The sequence below is a fragment of the Clostridioides sp. ES-W-0018-02 genome (assembly GCF_020658175.1).
Taxonomy (GTDB): Bacteria; Bacillota; Clostridia; order Peptostreptococcales; family Peptostreptococcaceae; genus Clostridioides.
In genome coordinates this window covers 839,998-857,264 of sequence record NZ_JACVVY010000001.1, presented here as the reverse complement: position 1 = coordinate 857,264, position 17,267 = coordinate 839,998, and the positions used below count along the sequence as shown (strand labels likewise).

Sequence of the window (17,267 nt, the reverse complement as noted above, 5' to 3'; positions counted from 1 at the left end):
AATAGAATTAATAAAAAAATATGAAAAAATATTGCAAAGAAAAAGTTTTCATGTTATTATTAATACATAAATTAAGAAAATAAATTTCAGAAATGAGGTAATCGAAAAAATGCTAGATAAGGTAAAGGGAAGACTAATAGTATCATGCCAAGCTTTAGAAAATGAGCCTCTTCACAGTTCTTTTATAATGGGTAGAATGGCTAAAGCTGCTCAAGAAGGCGGAGCAGTTGGCATTAGAGCTCAAGGAGTTGATGATATTATTGAAATAAAAAAAGTTACTGGACTTCCTGTTATAGGTATTATAAAGAGAAATTACGAAGATTCAGATATATATATAACACCAACTAAAAAAGAAGTAGATGAGCTTTTAGCAACAGGATGTGAGATGATAGCACTGGATGCTACTAATAGAGTTAGACCAAACAATGAAGATTTAAAAGAAATTATAAATTATATAAAAGAAAATAATGTTTTAGTAATGGCTGATATTTCAAATTATGATGAAGCTGTTAAGGCGCAAGAATACGGTGTAGACTGCGTTTCAACTACATTATCTGGATACACTCCATATACAGAAATTTTAGATGGTCCAGATTTTGTATTGATGGAAAGATTGGTTAAAGATTTAAAAATACCTGTAATAGCAGAAGGAAAAGTAAATACTCCTCAAGATTTAAAGAAAGTCTTTGAAATTGGAGTTCATTCATCAGTTGTAGGTTCAGCAATAACAAGACCACAATTGATAACAGAAAAATTTGTTAAAGCAATTGAAATTAATTAAAAAATTAATTTATAAATTAAAAATTAATTATATTTAACTATATTTGAAAATTAAAATTGGAGGTAAAGATATGAGAACAACAGATATGAAAGGAATTTATTCAGCATTATTAGTTTCATTTGATAAGGAAGGAAATATAAACGAAAAAGGGTTAAGACAAATAATTAGACATAATATAGATGTTTGTAAAATAGATGGTCTTTATGTAGGAGGAAGTACAGGAGAAAACTTCATGCTTTCAACTGATGAAAAGAAAAAAATATTTGAAATAGCTAAGGACGAAGTAAAAGAAGAAATAAAGTTAATAGCTCAAGTTGGTTCAGTTAATTTAAAAGAAGCTGTAGAGCTTGCTAAATTTGCAACTGATTTAGGATATGATGCTATAAGTGCTGTTACACCTTTTTATTATAAATTCGATTTTGAAGAAATAAAACATTATTACAATACAATAATAAATTCTGTAGACAATAGATTAATAATATACTCTATACCATTTTTAACTGGTGTTGATATGAGTTTAGATCAATTTGGAGAATTATTTGAAAATGAAAAAATAATAGGTGTTAAGTTTACAGCAGCAGATTTCTACTTATTAGAAAGAATGAGAAAAACATTCCCAAATAAATTAATATTTGCAGGATTTGATGAAATGATGTTACCAGCTACAGTTTTAGGTGTAGATGGGGCAATTGGTTCTACATTTAATGTAAACGGTATCAGAGCTAGACAAATATTTGAACTAACGAAGAGTGAAAAAATATCAGAAGCACTTGAAGTACAACATGTGACAAATGATTTAATAACAGATATATTAGGAAATGGTCTATATCAAACAATTAAATTACTACTTGAAGAACAAGGCGTTGAAGCTGGATACTGTAGACAACCTATGAAAGAAGCAACTGATGAAATGAAATCAAGAGCGAAAGAAATATACAGAAAGTATTTTTAATAAAAATACTTTTGGTATGGGAGGATTGGTCAAATGGTAGGATTTACTTGGATAGATTTTGCAATACTAGTAGTTTACTTATTGGCAGTTTTATTTGCAGGATTATTATTTTCAAAGAAGGAAATGAAAGGAAAAGAGTTCTTCAAAGGTGATGGAACTATTCCATGGTGGGTTACATCAGTGTCAATATTTGCCACATTATTAAGCCCAATATCATTTTTATCACTAGCAGGTAATTCTTATGGTGGAACATGGATTTTATGGTTTGCACAATTAGGTATGTTTATAGCTATACCTTTAACAATAAAATTCTTCTTACCTTTATACAGTAGATTAGAGATAGATACTGCATATGAATACTTAGAAATGAGATATGAAAGTAAAGGACTTAGAGTACTTGGAGCTTTAATGTTTATAATATATCAAATAGGACGTATGTCTATAATAATGTATCTACCATCAGTAGTTTTAGCAGGTCTTACAGGAATACCTGTAAATGTGTTAATAATAGTTATGGGGGTAATAGCAATAATTTATTCATATACAGGTGGATTAAAAGCTGTTTTATGGACTGACTTTATACAAGGTATGGTATTAATAGTAGGTGTTACAGGTACGCTATTTTATCTAATATCAAGTATAAATGGTGGATTTGGAACAGTGATGGATACTCTTACAAGTGGGCATAAGTTCTTAGCAACAAATGAAGTTATGTTTGATAAAAACATACTATCTACAAGTGCATTTATAATATTTGTTGGAGCTGGTCTTAATACTTTTTCATCATATGTATCAAGTCAAGATATAGTTCAAAGATTTACTACAACAACTGATATAAAACAACTTAACAAAATGACATATGGAAATGGTGTTTTATCAATGGGACTTGCAACAGTATTTTATCTAATTGGAACTTGTTTATTTATATACTATACTCAAAACCCAGATTTAGCACAAACAGTTCAACAAGACCAAGTATTTGCATCATATATAGCTTATGAATTACCAGTAGGTATAACAGGAATACTACTTGCAGCAATATATGCAGCATCTCAGTCAACTTTATCCACAGGGCTTAATTCAGTTGCTACAAGCTGGACTTTAGATATACAAACTATTATAACAAAAGATATGAGTATGGAAAGACAAACTAAGGTTGCACAATATATATCATTAGGAGTAGGTATACTTTCTATAGTTGTTGCAATAATCTTAGCAAATGGAGAAATAAAGTCAGCATATGAATGGTTCAATAGTTTTATGGGGCTAGTTCTAGGAGTTTTAGCAGGAATATTTGTACTTGGTGCGTTTTGTAAAAGAGCAACTAAAATGGGAGCATATATTGGATTTGCAGTATCAGCAATTTTAGTTGTTTATCTAAAATATAGAATGCCCGAAGTAACTTCTTGGGCTTATTCTCTAATAACAATAACTACTTCTGTAGTAGTAGGAACAGTATTTAGTGCAATAGAATCTAAAGTTAAAGCAAAAGTATCTTTACCAAAAGCTGAAACTACAGTTTATTATGAAAAATAATATAGAATTTAAATAAGAAATTATCCTATAGAGTGGCTAGATTAGAGTGATTAGATATATAAATAATCTAGCTACTCTATAAGAATGTATAAAGAACTGTATATGTAAAAAACCTGAAAGTAGAATGTACTTAAAATTATATAGGGAGATAGTGATTATGATATTTGGAAGTATAAATCATAGTAAGACATATTCAACATTACACGAAGACTTACTTAAGTGTTTTGAATATGCTAAAGAAAATTCATTGATAGATTACGAAAAAGGGACTCATACAATAGATGGTGATGATATCTTTGTAAATATTGTTGAGTATGAAACTTGTGAAAAAGAAGAAAGATTCTGGGAAGCTCATAAGAAATATATAGATGTACACTTGATGCTAGATGGATGCGAAAGAATAGATTTGAACTTTATAGAAAATTTAGAGCAAAAGACATATGAAGAAGATAGTGACTTTTTGCCTCTTGATGGGAAAAACAATGGATATGTTGAACTTAGAAAAGGTGATTTCTTAGTATGTTATCCAGAAGATGCACATATGACAGCAATAAAAGTTTCAGAAAAAGAAAATATAAAAAAAGCTATTTTTAAGGTTTTGGTTAGATAATGAAAATTTATATAACTACTAAGGCTGAAAATAGTGATTTAACTTTCAGCGATTAGTGATATTTCGTAAATTTTAGTTAGATTACTATTTTCAGCCTTAGTTTTTTATAAGAAAGTTTAAATAGATATTAAAAGGTTTAGAATTGTATAGAGGAGTTAATTTATGGATAAAATAGATGTATTTTTATTAATAGGACAAAGTAATGCGAGAGGCTTAGGAAATCCAAAAGACAGTGTTATTCCAAATGAGAATTGTTTTGAATACTTAAGTAGCAACGAGATTATAAACATGAGATGTGAATTAGAGACTTCTGAAGGAGATGGTACTATAGCACCTGCATTTTCAAATGAGTGGAATAGACTTACTGGTAATAAAGTTTGTTTTATACACAATGCAAAGGATGGGTCAAGAATAAAAAATTGGAATCATGATAATAACTGGTTTTTAAATGACACTATAGAAAAATTTAATGCAGGGTGTAATACTTTAAGCAAGAATTATAAAATAACAAATAAATATGTTATTTGGATTCAAGGTGAAAGTGATGCAAAGTATGGTAGTGATGTTTTATACTATAAAGAGAGTCTAAAAAAAATTGCATATAGACTAAAGGAAGAATGTATCATTGATAAAATGTTTGTTAGTTTAACTGGTTATTGGCTTGGAGAAGATGAATATTTTGTTAGAACAAGACGAATTGCAGCAGCACAAGAATTTGCTTGTAATGAATGTGACATATTAAGCATAGGAAGCAAAATTGCTATGAAATTTCATGACCAAGGTCTAACTATTGATGATGTACATTATAGTCAAGAAGGTCTTAATATGTTGGGAGAAGATTTATGTAAGAATATTTATAAATATAATATAACTGAGAAAAAAATTATATTAAAGGATACCATAGATTTATCAGAAGCGAGAAAATATATCTGTGAGTTGGAAAAAATAAATAAAAAATTCATGTAATATAAAATTTTAATTAGTAATATTGGTTATAAAAATAATTTGTATGGAGATATGTTATGAAAAATTACGTTTGTATAGATATTGGAGGTACTTCAATAAAATATGGATTTATTAGAGAAGATGGGTTAATAATCGATAAATCCAGTTTAGATACTGAAGCAAAAGAAAAAGGTGGACCAGGAATATTATCTAAAATAAAGAAAATAGTTAAAAAATATATGAAAGAAAACAATATTGATGGGATATGTATATCAACTGCAGGTATGGTTGACCCAATTGAAGGTAGGATAGTATTTGCGTTAGAAGAATTAATTCCAAACTATAAAGGTATGGAATTAAAGAAAGAGATAGAAAAAGAATTTAATATAAAATGTGAAGTTGAAAATGATGTTAATTGTGCTGGCCTTGGTGAAATGTGGCTTGGAGCAGGTAAGGGAGCAACTTCTTCTATATGTATGACAATAGGTACTGGTATTGGTGGTTGTGTTATAATAAATAATAAGCTTATAAATGGATTTAGTAATAGTGCTGGTGAAGTAGGATATATGAATATGAATGGAAGTACTTTCCAAGAACTAGCATCAACTAGTAGTTTGGTAAAAAAATTAGCAAAAATAAAAAATATGGATGAAAATGACCTAAATGGGAAAATAATTTTTGATTTAGCAAAGAATAATGACGAAGATTGTTTAAAAGAATTGGATAATATGATAAAATCATTAGCAATTGGTATTGCAAATATATGTTATGTAATAAATCCTGAAGTTGTAATTTTAGGTGGTGGAATAATGGCACAAGAAGAATTTCTAAAACCTAAAATAGATAGAGCATTAAAGGAGATTCTTATAGAAAGAGTTTATAAAAATACTAATGTAGAATTTGCAAAGAGACAAAATGATGCAGGTATGCTTGGGGCATTGTATAATTTTTTAAACAAAATATAGAGAATAGAAGGTTTTTTAATGAGTATTTTAGAACAATTGGAATCACCAACTTTTAAAGTTACAAAGTCAGATAAATTATTGATAGCTTATATAAAGGAAAATATAGAGGATGTATTTTATAAACCAATATCACAAATTGCTAAAGAGAGTAATATTGGTGAAGCAACTATAACTAGATTTGTTAAAAAAATGAAGTTTAATGGGTTGCAAGACTTTAAAGTTACTTTAGCGCAAGAAATATCAAGTAGTAATAAAAAAAATATTATAAATAAGAATATACAAAATGATGAGCCAGCTTTAGATACAGCCAAGAAACTTTTAAACTCAAATATAACTACTTTAGAGAATACTGTTGAGATAATCAATAGTGTAGATGTTCATGACTGTGCAAGACTTATAATAAATGCTAAAAAGGTTTACTTTATTGGTATTGGATATTCAGGTATAATAGCACAAGATTCAAACTATAAGTTTATGAGAATTGGGCTTAATTGTGTAAGTTTTGATAGTAGTCATACTATGATAATGATGTCTTCTATAATGGAAGAAGGAGATTTAATAGTTGCAATTTCTCATTCTGGGGAAACTGAAGAAATTATAAAAACTGTAAAACTTGCGAGAGCTAATAATGCTAAAATTATATCTATTACTGAAAATAAAAATTCTGAATTAAAGGATATTTCAGATGTGCACTTATCTTATGTATCTGGGGAAACTGTATTGGAAACTGGTTCAATATCCTCTAAATTGGCACAATTTTTTATTATTGATTTAGTATATACACAGGTAGTAAAAGAGCTTTCAAATGAAGCTATTGAAAGAAAAATCAAGACTACAAATGCTATAAAACTGTTTAAAAATGAATAAAATCAGATATTTGTAATACTTTATGTGGTTTTCTTAAAAATTTAGTAATGGGGAGATTTTACATGTCTAAATTAAAAGACTATGATATTGACAAAGTAATACTTTTTAATAATTTATGTAGTGAAACTAAGAATCAACTTAAGGAAAAAGCTAAACTAAAAAGATTACAAAGAAAAGAAATTTTATTTTATGAAAAAGAACAATTGGACAGAGTATACGTACTTTTAGATGGGAAAGTATCTATTTTTAAGATAAGCGAAAATGGTGAGAGAAAGGTGATTTTTATATTAAATAATGGAGAAATTATAAATGACATTACCTTTGATTTTACGAAGAATTCTGCTGTTGGATGTGAGGCATTTGAAAATTCAATTGTGTCTTATTATAGCATTGAAGAATTTACAGAAATTATGAAAAATGATTTTCAGCTTACAAAAGATATTATTTCTTATATGGAGAGAAGGACAAGACGTTTATATAGACAGTTAAAAAATTCAATATCTATAAAAGTAGATAAGAAATTAGCAGCAAAATTGTATAGATTAAGTAAAGAGTTTGGAATTTATTGTGGAGAATGGACCTTATTAAATGTAAATCTTACAGTTACATATTTAGCTGATATGCTTGGCTGTAAAAGAGAGACAGTTTCTAGAATGATAAAAGTATTGCAAAAAGAAGAACTTATAAAGATTGATAATAAAGGTTTTTATGTAAAAGAAGCCGAACTATCAAAATACTTTAAAAATAATTAATTATAATTAAATAAAGATATTATTAAGAGAATCTATCCATAGATTCTTTTTTATTTATCTAAAATGATAATATTTGCCTTAAGTTTATTGAAACAGTTTAATTCTGATAGTATAATTAATTTAATATGAACAGTAAATATACAGATATTGACACAGCTTCTATACTCAGAAAGGGATGTATCAAAATGAAAAATAAAAAATTCATAGGTTATGCTTTAGGTTTGATTTTTATATGTGTATTTGTGATGTTTTCTCTTTGGGATTTTACCTATAATGTTAATTCATTAGTAGAAAAAAGTAAAAAGATGCATTTAGAAGAGTTGTCATTGCAAAGTTCAAATACTATAAATGTTAAGCTTAACTCACTAACAAAGTTTATAAATAGTATTTCTAAAATTATTTCAGAGTCAGAGGGTATGAAGAAAGAAGATATAATGAAATTGCTAAATGATGTATCAAAGGAATCTGATTTTGAAAAAATCTATATTGCATGTCCAGATGGTACAGCCTATACAGGTGATGGAAAGGTCTATAATATATCACAACATAGCTATTTTAAGAAAGCAATGAAAGGGGAAAGCAATATTTCAGAAATCATAAAATCATCTGTTAACAATGAAAATAGTTTTATAGTAGCGTCTCCTATGTACAAAAATGGTAAAGTGATAGGTGTTCTGTATGGTTCTTATTATACAAGTAAATTAAGTGAATTTATAGATGTGACTAGTTTTAATGGAGAAGGAAGTACATATATATTTGAAAAATCAGGAAATCTTGTCTTAAAATCTACTCCAGGAGAAACTGATGATACCATAAATAATGTTAGCGATTTTTTTGATTTTATTTATGTTAGAGAAGATTACAGTTATAAAAACTTTATTGAAGATATATCAAATAAGAAAAGTGGATTTTTAGAATATAAATTTAAAGGAAAAGAGGAATATGCCACGTATACTCCAGTTGGTATAAATGATTGGTATGTATTGTCTTTTATTCCAAAGGCTTTGATAGTGAAAGAGATTTCTAAGATAAACAAACTTGCAATTCTATTAACAACTAAAAACTTCATAGCACTTTCAATTTTGATTTTAATTGTATTTTATAAAGAGAAAAAATCCAAAGAAAAGCTTGTAAAAGCAAATCTAGAGATATCTTCACTCACTAACAATATACCAGGAGGTGTTTTTAAATGTAGTGTAGGTGAAAAATATGAATTTGTGTTTTTAAGTGATGGATTTATTAACCTGTTTGAATATACTAAAGAAGAGATAAAATATATGTTTAATAATAATTTTTATGATGTAATTTATAAAGATGATGTAGATAGAGTGAAAAATGAATTTGCACTTCAAATATTAGAATCAAAAGTAGTTGAAATAGAGTATCGAATGATTACTAAGAGTGGGAATTTTGTGTGGGTTGTAAATAAGTGTGAGCTTATAAAAGATTCTGATGGAAAAGAGTATTTCTACTGTGTGTTGGTTGATGTAACAGATTTAAAAAAAGTAGAAGAAGAACTTAAGATTAATGAAGAAAGGCTTAGAATAGCCTTATCCAAGACTTCTAACATAGTATTTGACTATTATATGCATACAAAATCTATACATGTCTCTAGTGATGTCTCTTTAATATATGGATTACAAAAAAATATTGAAAATGGCATAGAATATTTTATAGATTCTGGGACAATACATCCTGACTTTGTTGATGTGTTTAAAGAATCTTTTAATAAAATGGAAAAAGGTGAAGAAAGTGTAGTATCTGTAATAAAAACAAGACTAGTCAATGGAAAATATATATGGAATAGAATGACTCTAACGAATCTATTTAATGGAGCAGAAATTCCAATTAGAGCGATAGGTCTACTAGAAGACATAAATGAGCAAAAAAAAGCTGAAATGCAATATAATCAAGAAGAGCAATATAGAAAAGCTATGTTGTCTGAAGCAATTGCTATATATGAAATTAATTTTTCTCAAGATAAATTTATATCAAGTAATATAAAGTCTGATAACAATTTAGGCTTAAGACCTGCTGGAAAATATTCTGAAGTAATGGAGGCTATTGTTGCCGATATAGTTTTTATTTCAGATAGGGAAAACTTTAAAAAAGTATTTTATTATGAAAATGTCTTAGATTCATATAATAAGGGAGTAAATGAGTTAAAGTTAGAGTATCGAAGATATGACATTAATGGTAAGATTTTATGGGAACTTTGTACAATGCATTTACTTAAAGACCCCCAAAGCAATCAACTTAAAGGATTTGCGTACATTAAAGATATAGACAAACAGAAAAAAGAAGAGATTGAGCTTAAATTTAAAGCTGAACGTGATATATTAACAGGAATTTATAATAAAGGTACAACTGAAACTCTAATAAAGAGATTTTTGAGTTTAGACAGAGTTAAAGAAAGTAGTCATGCATTTTTTATTATTGATTTAGACGATTTCAAAGCTATTAACGATAATTTAGGGCATGTCTTTGGTGATAAAGTATTAGTTGAAGTATCAAAAAAATTAACTTCTATTTTTAGAGAGGATGATATAATTGGACGTATTGGTGGAGATGAGTTTGTAGTTTTCATAAAAAATATGAAGAATATAAAATTTATTGAAAACAAAGCGATTGAGCTATGTAATGCATTTAGAAATTATTATACTGGAGAAAATAAGTCATATAAAGTTTCTTGTAGTATTGGAATATCTATTATGCCAAATCATGGAACAACTTTTATTGAATTATATGAAAAAGCAGATAAAGTTCTTTATCATTCAAAAAATCAAGGAAAAGATAGATTTATTATATTTAATGACTCTATTTAAAGTTTAAATGCAAATGGAGGGCTTAAATTTTTAATATAAAGAATATTAAGTTGAATAAGAATATTTTAACTATCTTGATATGATTTAGTTATAAATGGAGGCATATTATGAATGGAAAATATAGATTTACTATTACTATGGTTATTTTTTTACTTATATTAAATACATCATTTGTTTTAGCCACTTCTGAGAAAGAAAAAGTAAGGGTTGGATATTGGCCTAGTTATGGAATTTCTGTTACAAAAGATGGTCAGTTATATGGATATACATATGATTATATGAATGAAATCGCTAAAATAAATAATTGGAAATTAGAATATATACCTTGTGGATGTAGTCAAGGTCTAGAAATGCTTAAAGAGGGAAAAATTGATATATTTGGAGCATTGCAAAAGGATGAAGAACGTGAAGAATACTATGATTATACAAATTTAAATTTTGGATATGAATATGGAGCATTGTATGTGAACTCCAAAAACAATACAATATCTTATAATAATCTAAAAGAGATTGATGGAAAAGTAGTAGGTACAGTTTCAGATAATCATTTTAAAAGTGTATTTGATGAATACTGTAAAAAAATAAAATATCTGTAAAATATAAGTACATAGAAGGTGCAGAAGAACTTCAAAAGGAACTTGAAAAAGGAACCATTGATATGATACTTACAGGAAGCATTAGAGATATACCAAATACAAAGGTAGTATTACGTTTTTCATCAGAGCCTATCTATTATGCAACAACTAAGGGAAACAAAAAAATACTAGATGGTTTGAATTATGCATTAAATGAGATTAAGCGAGAAGATATATATTATGATGGTAATTTATTTAATAAACATTATAAGAGTACTGCAATAGCTACAGAAGTATTTACTTTGGAGGAAAAAGAATATATAAAGAAACATCCTGTAATAAAAGTTGTATCAGGTCCTGATACGTCACCACTATCTTTTTATGATAAAAATACAAATTCCTACAAAGGTATATCAATAGATATATTAAAATCAATTTCAAATAACTCAGGTTTAAAGTTTGAGTATATAAAGGTAGATAATTTTTCAGAGGGTTTAAAAATGGTTGAAAATGGTGAGGTAGATATTTGTGCAAATATGTTTATGTCACGGAGTACTGAGTTAGAGCATAATATTATATTTACTGATGGCTACCTTGAAACTACCATGTTAGGTTTGGCAAAAAATGATATTAGAATGGATGAAAAAACTAAGGTAGCAATGATTAAATGGACAGGGATAGAATCATTCGTAAAAGAATATTATCCAAATCAAGAAGTAAGTTTTTATCCAAATGCTAGTAAATGTATTGAAGCTGTCAAGAAAGAAGAAAGTGATGTATTTATAGGAAGCAACTATATCCTAAATAATATAATTAATACTGAAGAATCTGATGGGCTTATGTTTATGCCAATAAAAAATCAAGTCGTGGATATTGGAATAGGGGTTTCTGAAAAAGCAAATCCTGCATTATTGTCAATACTCAATAAATCCATCAATAGAGTTACAGAAGAAGAGGTTGCAATTGCAGTTACAGGCAGTACGAAGTACTTAGAGCATACAGTTACTCTATTAGATTTTATACAGCATAATATTATGGCATTTATTTTGATAATATTATTTATTATATTTATAGTTTTTGGAATATTTATTGTAAATTATAAGGTACAAATGAATAAATTAAAAAAGATAGCATATGTTGATGAAGTAACAGGTATAAGAAGTCTATTGAAATTTAAAATTGATGCTAATAAGCTTTTTGAAAAATATGGAACGTATAACTTTGTTATATATTATATTAACATAGATAAATTTAAATATATAAATGATATGTTTGGTTTTGAATTTGGAGACAATATTTTAAAATATATAGCAAGAAAAATAGGTGAAAGTATTTTTAAGGATGAAATATATGCAAGATTATCAGACGATAGATTTATTGTAATGACTAAAAAAAGTAATATAGAAAATTTAAGAAAAAGAGCAAATGATTTTTTTGAGATTGTGAATAGTGATAAAGAAAATACATTTAAAATAGATATAATACTTAAATGTGGAGCGTATTTAATTGATAAAGATGATGTAAATATTGATGTAATGATTGATAGAGCTAAGATAGCTTGTCAAACAATAGAAACCAATTATAAGAGTAAAGTTGCTTTTTATGATGATAAAATAAGGCTTTCTATACTTCGTGAAAAAGAAATTGAAAATAATATGGATAATGCACTTTTAAATAAAGAGTTTGTAATTTATTTGCAACCTAAAATTAACCTTATAACAGATGAGATTGTAGGTTCAGAGGCTCTTGTTCGTTGGATTCATCCAATTAAGGGAACTATATCGCCTAATGATTTTATTCCACTATTTGAGAAAAATGGATTTATAGAAAAACTTGATTTGTATGTTTGGGATAATGTCTTTAGTACAATGTCAAAATGGATAAAAAATGGAATAAAGCCACCACCAATTTCTATAAATGTATCAAGAATTCATTTAAATAATAGAAATATAGTAACTAGTTTAAAATCTTTAATAAATAAGCATAATATACCAGCGCATCTAATAGAACTTGAGTTAACAGAAAGTTTATTTTTGTCAAATATAAGCATGCTTTTAGATATTTTAAATGATTTGCATGATATTGGATTTATTGTATCTATGGATGATTTTGGAAGTGGATATTCTTCACTTAGTCTTTTAAAAAAATTACCAATTGATGTATTGAAGATTGATAGAGAATTTTTAAATGAGACAATTACATCTACACGTGGAGAAAAAGTTATAAAGAATATAATTACATTAGGTAAGGATTTAGATATGCTAATTGTAGCTGAAGGAATAGAAACTGAAGGTCAATTAAATTTATTAAAAAATGCAGGCTGTGATATTGGACAAGGATTTTACTTTGCAAGACCTATGGATATAGAATCATTTGAAAAGCTTGTATTTAAAAGAACAGATTTTTAATTTAAAGTTATAAATAATAAAGAAATATTACTAGAGTTTAATAAACTCTAGTAATATTTTTTTTATTATTTTTAAAACTGTGATAATTATCACAGAAGTATCTAAAATAAAGTGTTAAGATTTAAACAAGATAATAAGTAAGCAAAACTAAAATATAAGAAAGGTGATAAAAATGAAATTAAAATTAGATTCATCCAAATTCAATGAAGGTCTGAATTTCCTAAAAAAAGACTACAAAATATTTGCACCAGTCATAATGCCATTTAAAGGTACTTTTTCAGATACGGACATGATAAGATACAAGGAAGTAAATACTTTTGAAGAAATGGAATTTGCTCAAAAATCAAACTTTTCACCAAAAGAAGTAGTGCTTCCTATTAATCAAGTCTTATTTTACTTTACTGAAAAAGAATTTAAGGAAAGCGATTTAGACAATAAAAAGATTTTAATTTTTCTAAGAGCTTGTGACATAAATGGAATAAAGAGACTCGATGAAATATATTTAAATAATGGAGAAGAAAAAGATTATTTTTATAAACATATTAGAGAAAAAATAAAATTTGCACTTGTAGGATGTAAAGAGAGTTTTAGAAATTGTTTTTGTGTAAGTATGGATTCTAATAAAACTGATAACTATTCACTTGGATTGAATATAGAAGGAGAAACATTGTACTTAGACATAAAAGACAATGAATTTGAAGTATTTAATGGAGAGCCATCAGAATTTGATGTTAGTCATGTAACAGAAAATTTAATTTCTATAGATATACCAGAAAATATTGATTCTAATGAGATAATAGGAAATCCAATATGGGATGAATATGACACAAGATGTATTGGATGTGGAAGATGTAATTTTGTATGTCCAACATGCTCATGCTTTACAATGCAGGATATTTTTTATAAGGAAAATGAAAATGTAGGTGAAAGAAGAAGAGTTTGGGCTTCATGTCAAGTAGATGGATATACAGACATAGCAGGTGGAAATTCTTTCAGAAAAAAACAAGGAGAAAGAATGAGATTTAAAACTATGCATAAAATAAATGATTTCAAAAAAAGATTTGGATATAACATGTGTGTTGGATGTGGAAGATGTGATGATGCATGTCCACAATATATATCATTTTCAAAATGTATAGAAAAAATAAATGATTTAGTAACTAGTAAGGAGGAGATATAAATGAACTCATATATACCAGTAAGTGCAAAAATACTAGACATAGTTAAACATACTGATAAAGAATGGACATTCAAAGTGAATTGTGATACAAAAGGGGTTCTGCCTGGAAAATTCTATGAAATATCTATACCTAAATATGGTGAAAGTCCAATATCAGTATCAGGATATGGAGAAGATTATATTGATTTTACAATAAGAAATGTAGGTAAAGTTACTAGTGAATTATTCAATTACAAAGAAGGAGATTCGTTTTTTATAAGAGGACCTTATGGAAATGGATTTGATGTATCTTTATATGAAGGAAGAGAAATCGTAGTAGTAGCAGGAGGAAGTGCATTAGCTCCTGTAAGAGGAATAGTTGAATATTTTTATAATAATAAAGATAAGTGTGAAAAGTTTAAATTAATAGTTGGATTTAAATCACCAAAAGATGTTCTATTTGCAGAGGACTTAAAAAGATGGAGTGAAAAATTGGATATTTTAGTTACTGTGGATGGAGCTGATGAGGGTTATAGTGGAAATGTAGGATTAGTAACAAAATATATTCCAGATTTAGATATAAAAGATATAAATAATACTTCTGCAATTGTAGTTGGACCTCCAATGATGATGAAATTTACAGTAGGAGAGTTTTTAAAAAGAGATTTAGACGAAAAAAATATTTGGGTTTCTTATGAAAGAAAAATGTGTTGTGGAATAGGAAAATGTGGACACTGTAAGATGGATGATACTTATATATGTTTAGATGGACCAGTATTTGATTATTCATATGCTAAAAATCTTATTGATTAGGGGGTGGAGTTTGTGATAAGAGATTTAAATACTAAAAAAGTAATGAAAAATGCTTATAGAATTACAAAAATAAAATATAAAACTTCTTTAAGAGTTAGAGTGCCAGGAGGTCTTATTGACCCTGAAAGTTTAATCACAGTTTCTAGGATTGCAAATGAATATGGTAATGGTCAGATACACATAACTACAAGACAGGGATTTGAAATCTTAGGAATAGATATGGAAGATATGGAAGAAATAAATAATATCATACAACCTGTTATTGAAAAGATGAATATAAATCAAAGTGAGAAAAATGCAGGTTATCCAGCAGCAGGTACGAGAAACATAGCTGCATGTATAGGTAATAAAGTCTGTCCAAAAGCGCAGTATAATACAACTGAATTTGCAAAAAAAATAGAAAAAGCAATTTTTCCAAATGACTTACATTTTAAAGTGGCATTGACTGGATGTCCGAATGACTGTATAAAAGCTAGAATGAATGACTTTGGAATTATAGGAATGACCTTACCACTATATGAAAAAGATAGATGTGTGAATTGTGGAGCGTGTGTAAAAAAATGCTCAAAACTATCTGTTGGAGCATTAAAAACAGAAAATAATAAAGTAGTAAGAGATGGAGATAAATGCATAGGTTGTGGAGAATGTGTACTAAATTGCCCAACAAATGCATGGACTAGAGATGAAAAAAAATACTATAGATTAGCTATAATGGGTAGAACAGGTAAGAAAAATCCAAGACTAGCAGAAGATTTTCTTTTATGGGCAGATGAAGACAACATAATAAAAATAATACTTAATACTTACAAATATGTAGAGCAATATATAGATAAAGATGCACCAGGAGGGAAAGAGCATATAGGATATATAATTGACAGGACTGGATTCATGGAATTTAAAAAATGGGCACTTGAAGGTGTACAATTTGAAGAAATAACTAAAGTACATGAAAATATATACTGGAGTGGTGTTAAATATCTATAAGTAATAAAAAAATATATTTAAATAAATTATAAATTTAATAGAAGGAAGAGGGAATTATGCATAAAGAAACTTTGGATAAACTAACTAATGCAGCTATAAATAAAATAAATTTATTAAATACAAGTAAGATAAAATATTTAGTGTCTTCTGCTTTTGCAGGACTTTATGTAGGTATCGGTATACTTTTGATATTTACTATTGGAGGGATTTTGACAGATGCAGGTTCTCCTATGACAAAGATAATGATGGGGTTATCGTTTGCAGTAGCACTTAGTTTAGTTGTAATGACAGGAACAGAGCTGTTTACTGGAAATAATATGGTAATGTCTGTAGGTATACTAAATAAAGGGGTAAGTATAAAAGATACTTCTAAAATATGGATATACAGTTGGGTAGGAAATTTAATAGGAGCTTTAATTTTAGGTATAATGTTTGTAGGAACTGGTTTAGTAGATAAAGGTCCTGTAGCAGAATTTTTTGCAAACACAGCAGCAGCCAAGGCATCTATGCCATTTATGTCTCTTTTCTTTAGGGGAGTTTTGTGTAATATTTTAGTTTGTGTCTCAGTTTTATGTTCATTTAGAACTAACAATGATAGTGCAAAAATAATTATGATATTCCTATGTTTATTTGCTTTCATAACAACAGGGTTTGAACATAGTGTAGCGAATATGACAATCTATAGTGTTTCATTATTTTCTCCAACAATTCAAACAGTTAGTATTGGAGGAGCTATTTATAATTTAGTAGCAGTAACACTTGGAAACATTGTTGGAGGAGCTTTATTTATGGGACTTGGTACTTACATACTAGGTAAAGAAAAAATTAAACAAGTTTGCTAGATAAATCTTACAACGCCCTCAATAAGTACAAAGATTGTATTATTGAGAGCGTTGTTTTTAATTTTAAAAAAATATTTGAAAGAAAAAACGTATGCTGGCATATGAATATATATGTTATATATGATTATAAAGTTCGTTAATATATGAATTAAAATTAGAATTATAAATAGAAAAATTAGAATCCTCACGTAGAAAAGACGATTTTGAATACGATAATAAGTGTGATAAAATTGACTTTGTTGAAATTTTTAAG

15 protein-coding genes are annotated in these 17,267 nt (G+C 27.5%); all 15 read left to right on the top strand.

The annotated features are described in order from the left end of the window. The first annotated feature begins 109 nt into the window (after positions 1-109). The 15 genes from IC219_RS03930 to IC219_RS03860 all read left to right on the top strand — a co-directional run bounded on the left by IC219_RS03930 (position 110) and on the right by IC219_RS03860 (position 17,014). A complete protein-coding gene (locus IC219_RS03930) occupies positions 110-781 on the top strand; it encodes an N-acetylmannosamine-6-phosphate 2-epimerase (RefSeq protein WP_227482489.1) in 672 nt (223 codons plus the stop codon). Between the two features lie 70 nt (positions 782-851). Continuing rightward, positions 852-1,733 (top strand): N-acetylneuraminate lyase, encoded by an 882-nt coding sequence (locus IC219_RS03925; protein ID WP_413926912.1) that lies wholly within the window; start codon positions 852-854, stop codon positions 1,731-1,733. 33 nt (positions 1,734-1,766) lie between these two features. Further along, positions 1,767-3,269, top strand: a complete 1,503-nt coding sequence (locus IC219_RS03920) for a sodium:solute symporter (RefSeq protein WP_227434925.1) — start codon at positions 1,767-1,769, stop codon at positions 3,267-3,269. Positions 3,270-3,426: 157 nt separating this feature from the next. Beyond that, entirely contained in the window at positions 3,427-3,879 is a 453-nt protein-coding gene (locus IC219_RS03915; RefSeq protein WP_227482490.1) for a YhcH/YjgK/YiaL family protein, read from the top strand. A 162-nt stretch (positions 3,880-4,041) separates the two neighbouring features. Continuing rightward, positions 4,042-4,845 carry a sialate O-acetylesterase gene (locus tag IC219_RS03910; protein ID WP_227830646.1) on the top strand — a complete coding sequence of 268 codons (804 nt, stop codon included), beginning with the start codon at positions 4,042-4,044 and terminating at the stop codon, positions 4,843-4,845. A gap of 56 nt (positions 4,846-4,901) precedes the next feature. After that, positions 4,902-5,789: an ROK family protein gene (locus tag IC219_RS03905; protein WP_227434920.1), complete on the top strand. Its 888-nt coding sequence runs from the start codon at positions 4,902-4,904 to the stop codon at positions 5,787-5,789. 18 nt (positions 5,790-5,807) lie between these two features. Continuing rightward, a complete protein-coding gene (locus tag IC219_RS03900; protein WP_227482491.1) occupies positions 5,808-6,656 on the top strand; it encodes a MurR/RpiR family transcriptional regulator in 849 nt (282 codons plus the stop codon). 62 nt (positions 6,657-6,718) lie between these two features. Next, entirely contained in the window at positions 6,719-7,408 is a 690-nt protein-coding gene (locus IC219_RS03895) for a Crp/Fnr family transcriptional regulator (protein ID WP_227434918.1), read from the top strand. 185 nt (positions 7,409-7,593) lie between these two features. Next, positions 7,594-10,233: a diguanylate cyclase domain-containing protein gene (locus IC219_RS03890; RefSeq protein ID WP_227830645.1), complete on the top strand. Its 2,640-nt coding sequence runs from the start codon at positions 7,594-7,596 to the stop codon at positions 10,231-10,233. A 107-nt stretch (positions 10,234-10,340) separates the two neighbouring features. Continuing rightward, positions 10,341-10,829: a transporter substrate-binding domain-containing protein gene (locus tag IC219_RS03885; RefSeq protein ID WP_227830644.1), complete on the top strand. Its 489-nt coding sequence runs from the start codon at positions 10,341-10,343 to the stop codon at positions 10,827-10,829. 62 nt (positions 10,830-10,891) lie between these two features. Further along, entirely contained in the window at positions 10,892-13,216 is a 2,325-nt protein-coding gene (locus IC219_RS03880; RefSeq protein WP_227830643.1) for an EAL domain-containing protein, read from the top strand. Positions 13,217-13,388: 172 nt separating this feature from the next. Beyond that, positions 13,389-14,396, top strand: coding sequence for an anaerobic sulfite reductase subunit AsrA (gene asrA / locus IC219_RS03875; RefSeq protein WP_227434906.1), 1,008 nt, complete (start codon positions 13,389-13,391; stop codon positions 14,394-14,396). After that, positions 14,397-15,188 carry an anaerobic sulfite reductase subunit AsrB gene (gene asrB / locus IC219_RS03870; RefSeq protein ID WP_227434905.1) on the top strand — a complete coding sequence of 264 codons (792 nt, stop codon included), beginning with the start codon at positions 14,397-14,399 and terminating at the stop codon, positions 15,186-15,188. A 12-nt stretch (positions 15,189-15,200) separates the two neighbouring features. After that, positions 15,201-16,172, top strand: coding sequence for a sulfite reductase subunit C (gene asrC, locus IC219_RS03865; protein ID WP_227830642.1), 972 nt, complete (start codon positions 15,201-15,203; stop codon positions 16,170-16,172). A gap of 56 nt (positions 16,173-16,228) precedes the next feature. After that, a complete protein-coding gene (locus IC219_RS03860; protein ID WP_227830641.1) occupies positions 16,229-17,014 on the top strand; it encodes a formate/nitrite transporter family protein in 786 nt (261 codons plus the stop codon). The last annotated feature ends 253 nt before the right edge of the window (positions 17,015-17,267 follow it).

Excerpts from the sequence above, each read along its gene's own strand:
- IC219_RS03900 (WP_227482491.1), top strand. The coding sequence starts at position 5,808 with ATGAGTATTTTAGAACAATTGGAATCACCAACTTTTAAAGTTACAAAG.
- IC219_RS03905 (WP_227434920.1), top strand. The coding sequence starts at position 4,902 with ATGAAAAATTACGTTTGTATAGATATTGGAGGTACTTCAATAAAATAT.
- IC219_RS03925 (WP_413926912.1), top strand. The coding sequence starts at position 852 with ATGAGAACAACAGATATGAAAGGAATTTATTCAGCATTATTAGTTTCA.
- IC219_RS03895 (WP_227434918.1), top strand. The coding sequence starts at position 6,719 with ATGTCTAAATTAAAAGACTATGATATTGACAAAGTAATACTTTTTAAT.
- IC219_RS03860 (WP_227830641.1), top strand. The coding sequence starts at position 16,229 with ATGCATAAAGAAACTTTGGATAAACTAACTAATGCAGCTATAAATAAA.
- IC219_RS03930 (WP_227482489.1), top strand. The coding sequence starts at position 110 with ATGCTAGATAAGGTAAAGGGAAGACTAATAGTATCATGCCAAGCTTTA.
- IC219_RS03910 (WP_227830646.1), top strand. The coding sequence starts at position 4,042 with ATGGATAAAATAGATGTATTTTTATTAATAGGACAAAGTAATGCGAGA.
- IC219_RS03880 (WP_227830643.1), top strand. The coding sequence starts at position 10,892 with ATGATACTTACAGGAAGCATTAGAGATATACCAAATACAAAGGTAGTA.
- asrA (WP_227434906.1), top strand. The coding sequence starts at position 13,389 with ATGAAATTAAAATTAGATTCATCCAAATTCAATGAAGGTCTGAATTTC.
- IC219_RS03885 (WP_227830644.1), top strand. The coding sequence starts at position 10,341 with ATGAATGGAAAATATAGATTTACTATTACTATGGTTATTTTTTTACTT.
- IC219_RS03890 (WP_227830645.1), top strand. The coding sequence starts at position 7,594 with ATGAAAAATAAAAAATTCATAGGTTATGCTTTAGGTTTGATTTTTATA.
- IC219_RS03920 (WP_227434925.1), top strand. The coding sequence starts at position 1,767 with ATGGTAGGATTTACTTGGATAGATTTTGCAATACTAGTAGTTTACTTA.
- IC219_RS03915 (WP_227482490.1), top strand. The coding sequence starts at position 3,427 with ATGATATTTGGAAGTATAAATCATAGTAAGACATATTCAACATTACAC.
- asrB (WP_227434905.1), top strand. The coding sequence starts at position 14,397 with ATGAACTCATATATACCAGTAAGTGCAAAAATACTAGACATAGTTAAA.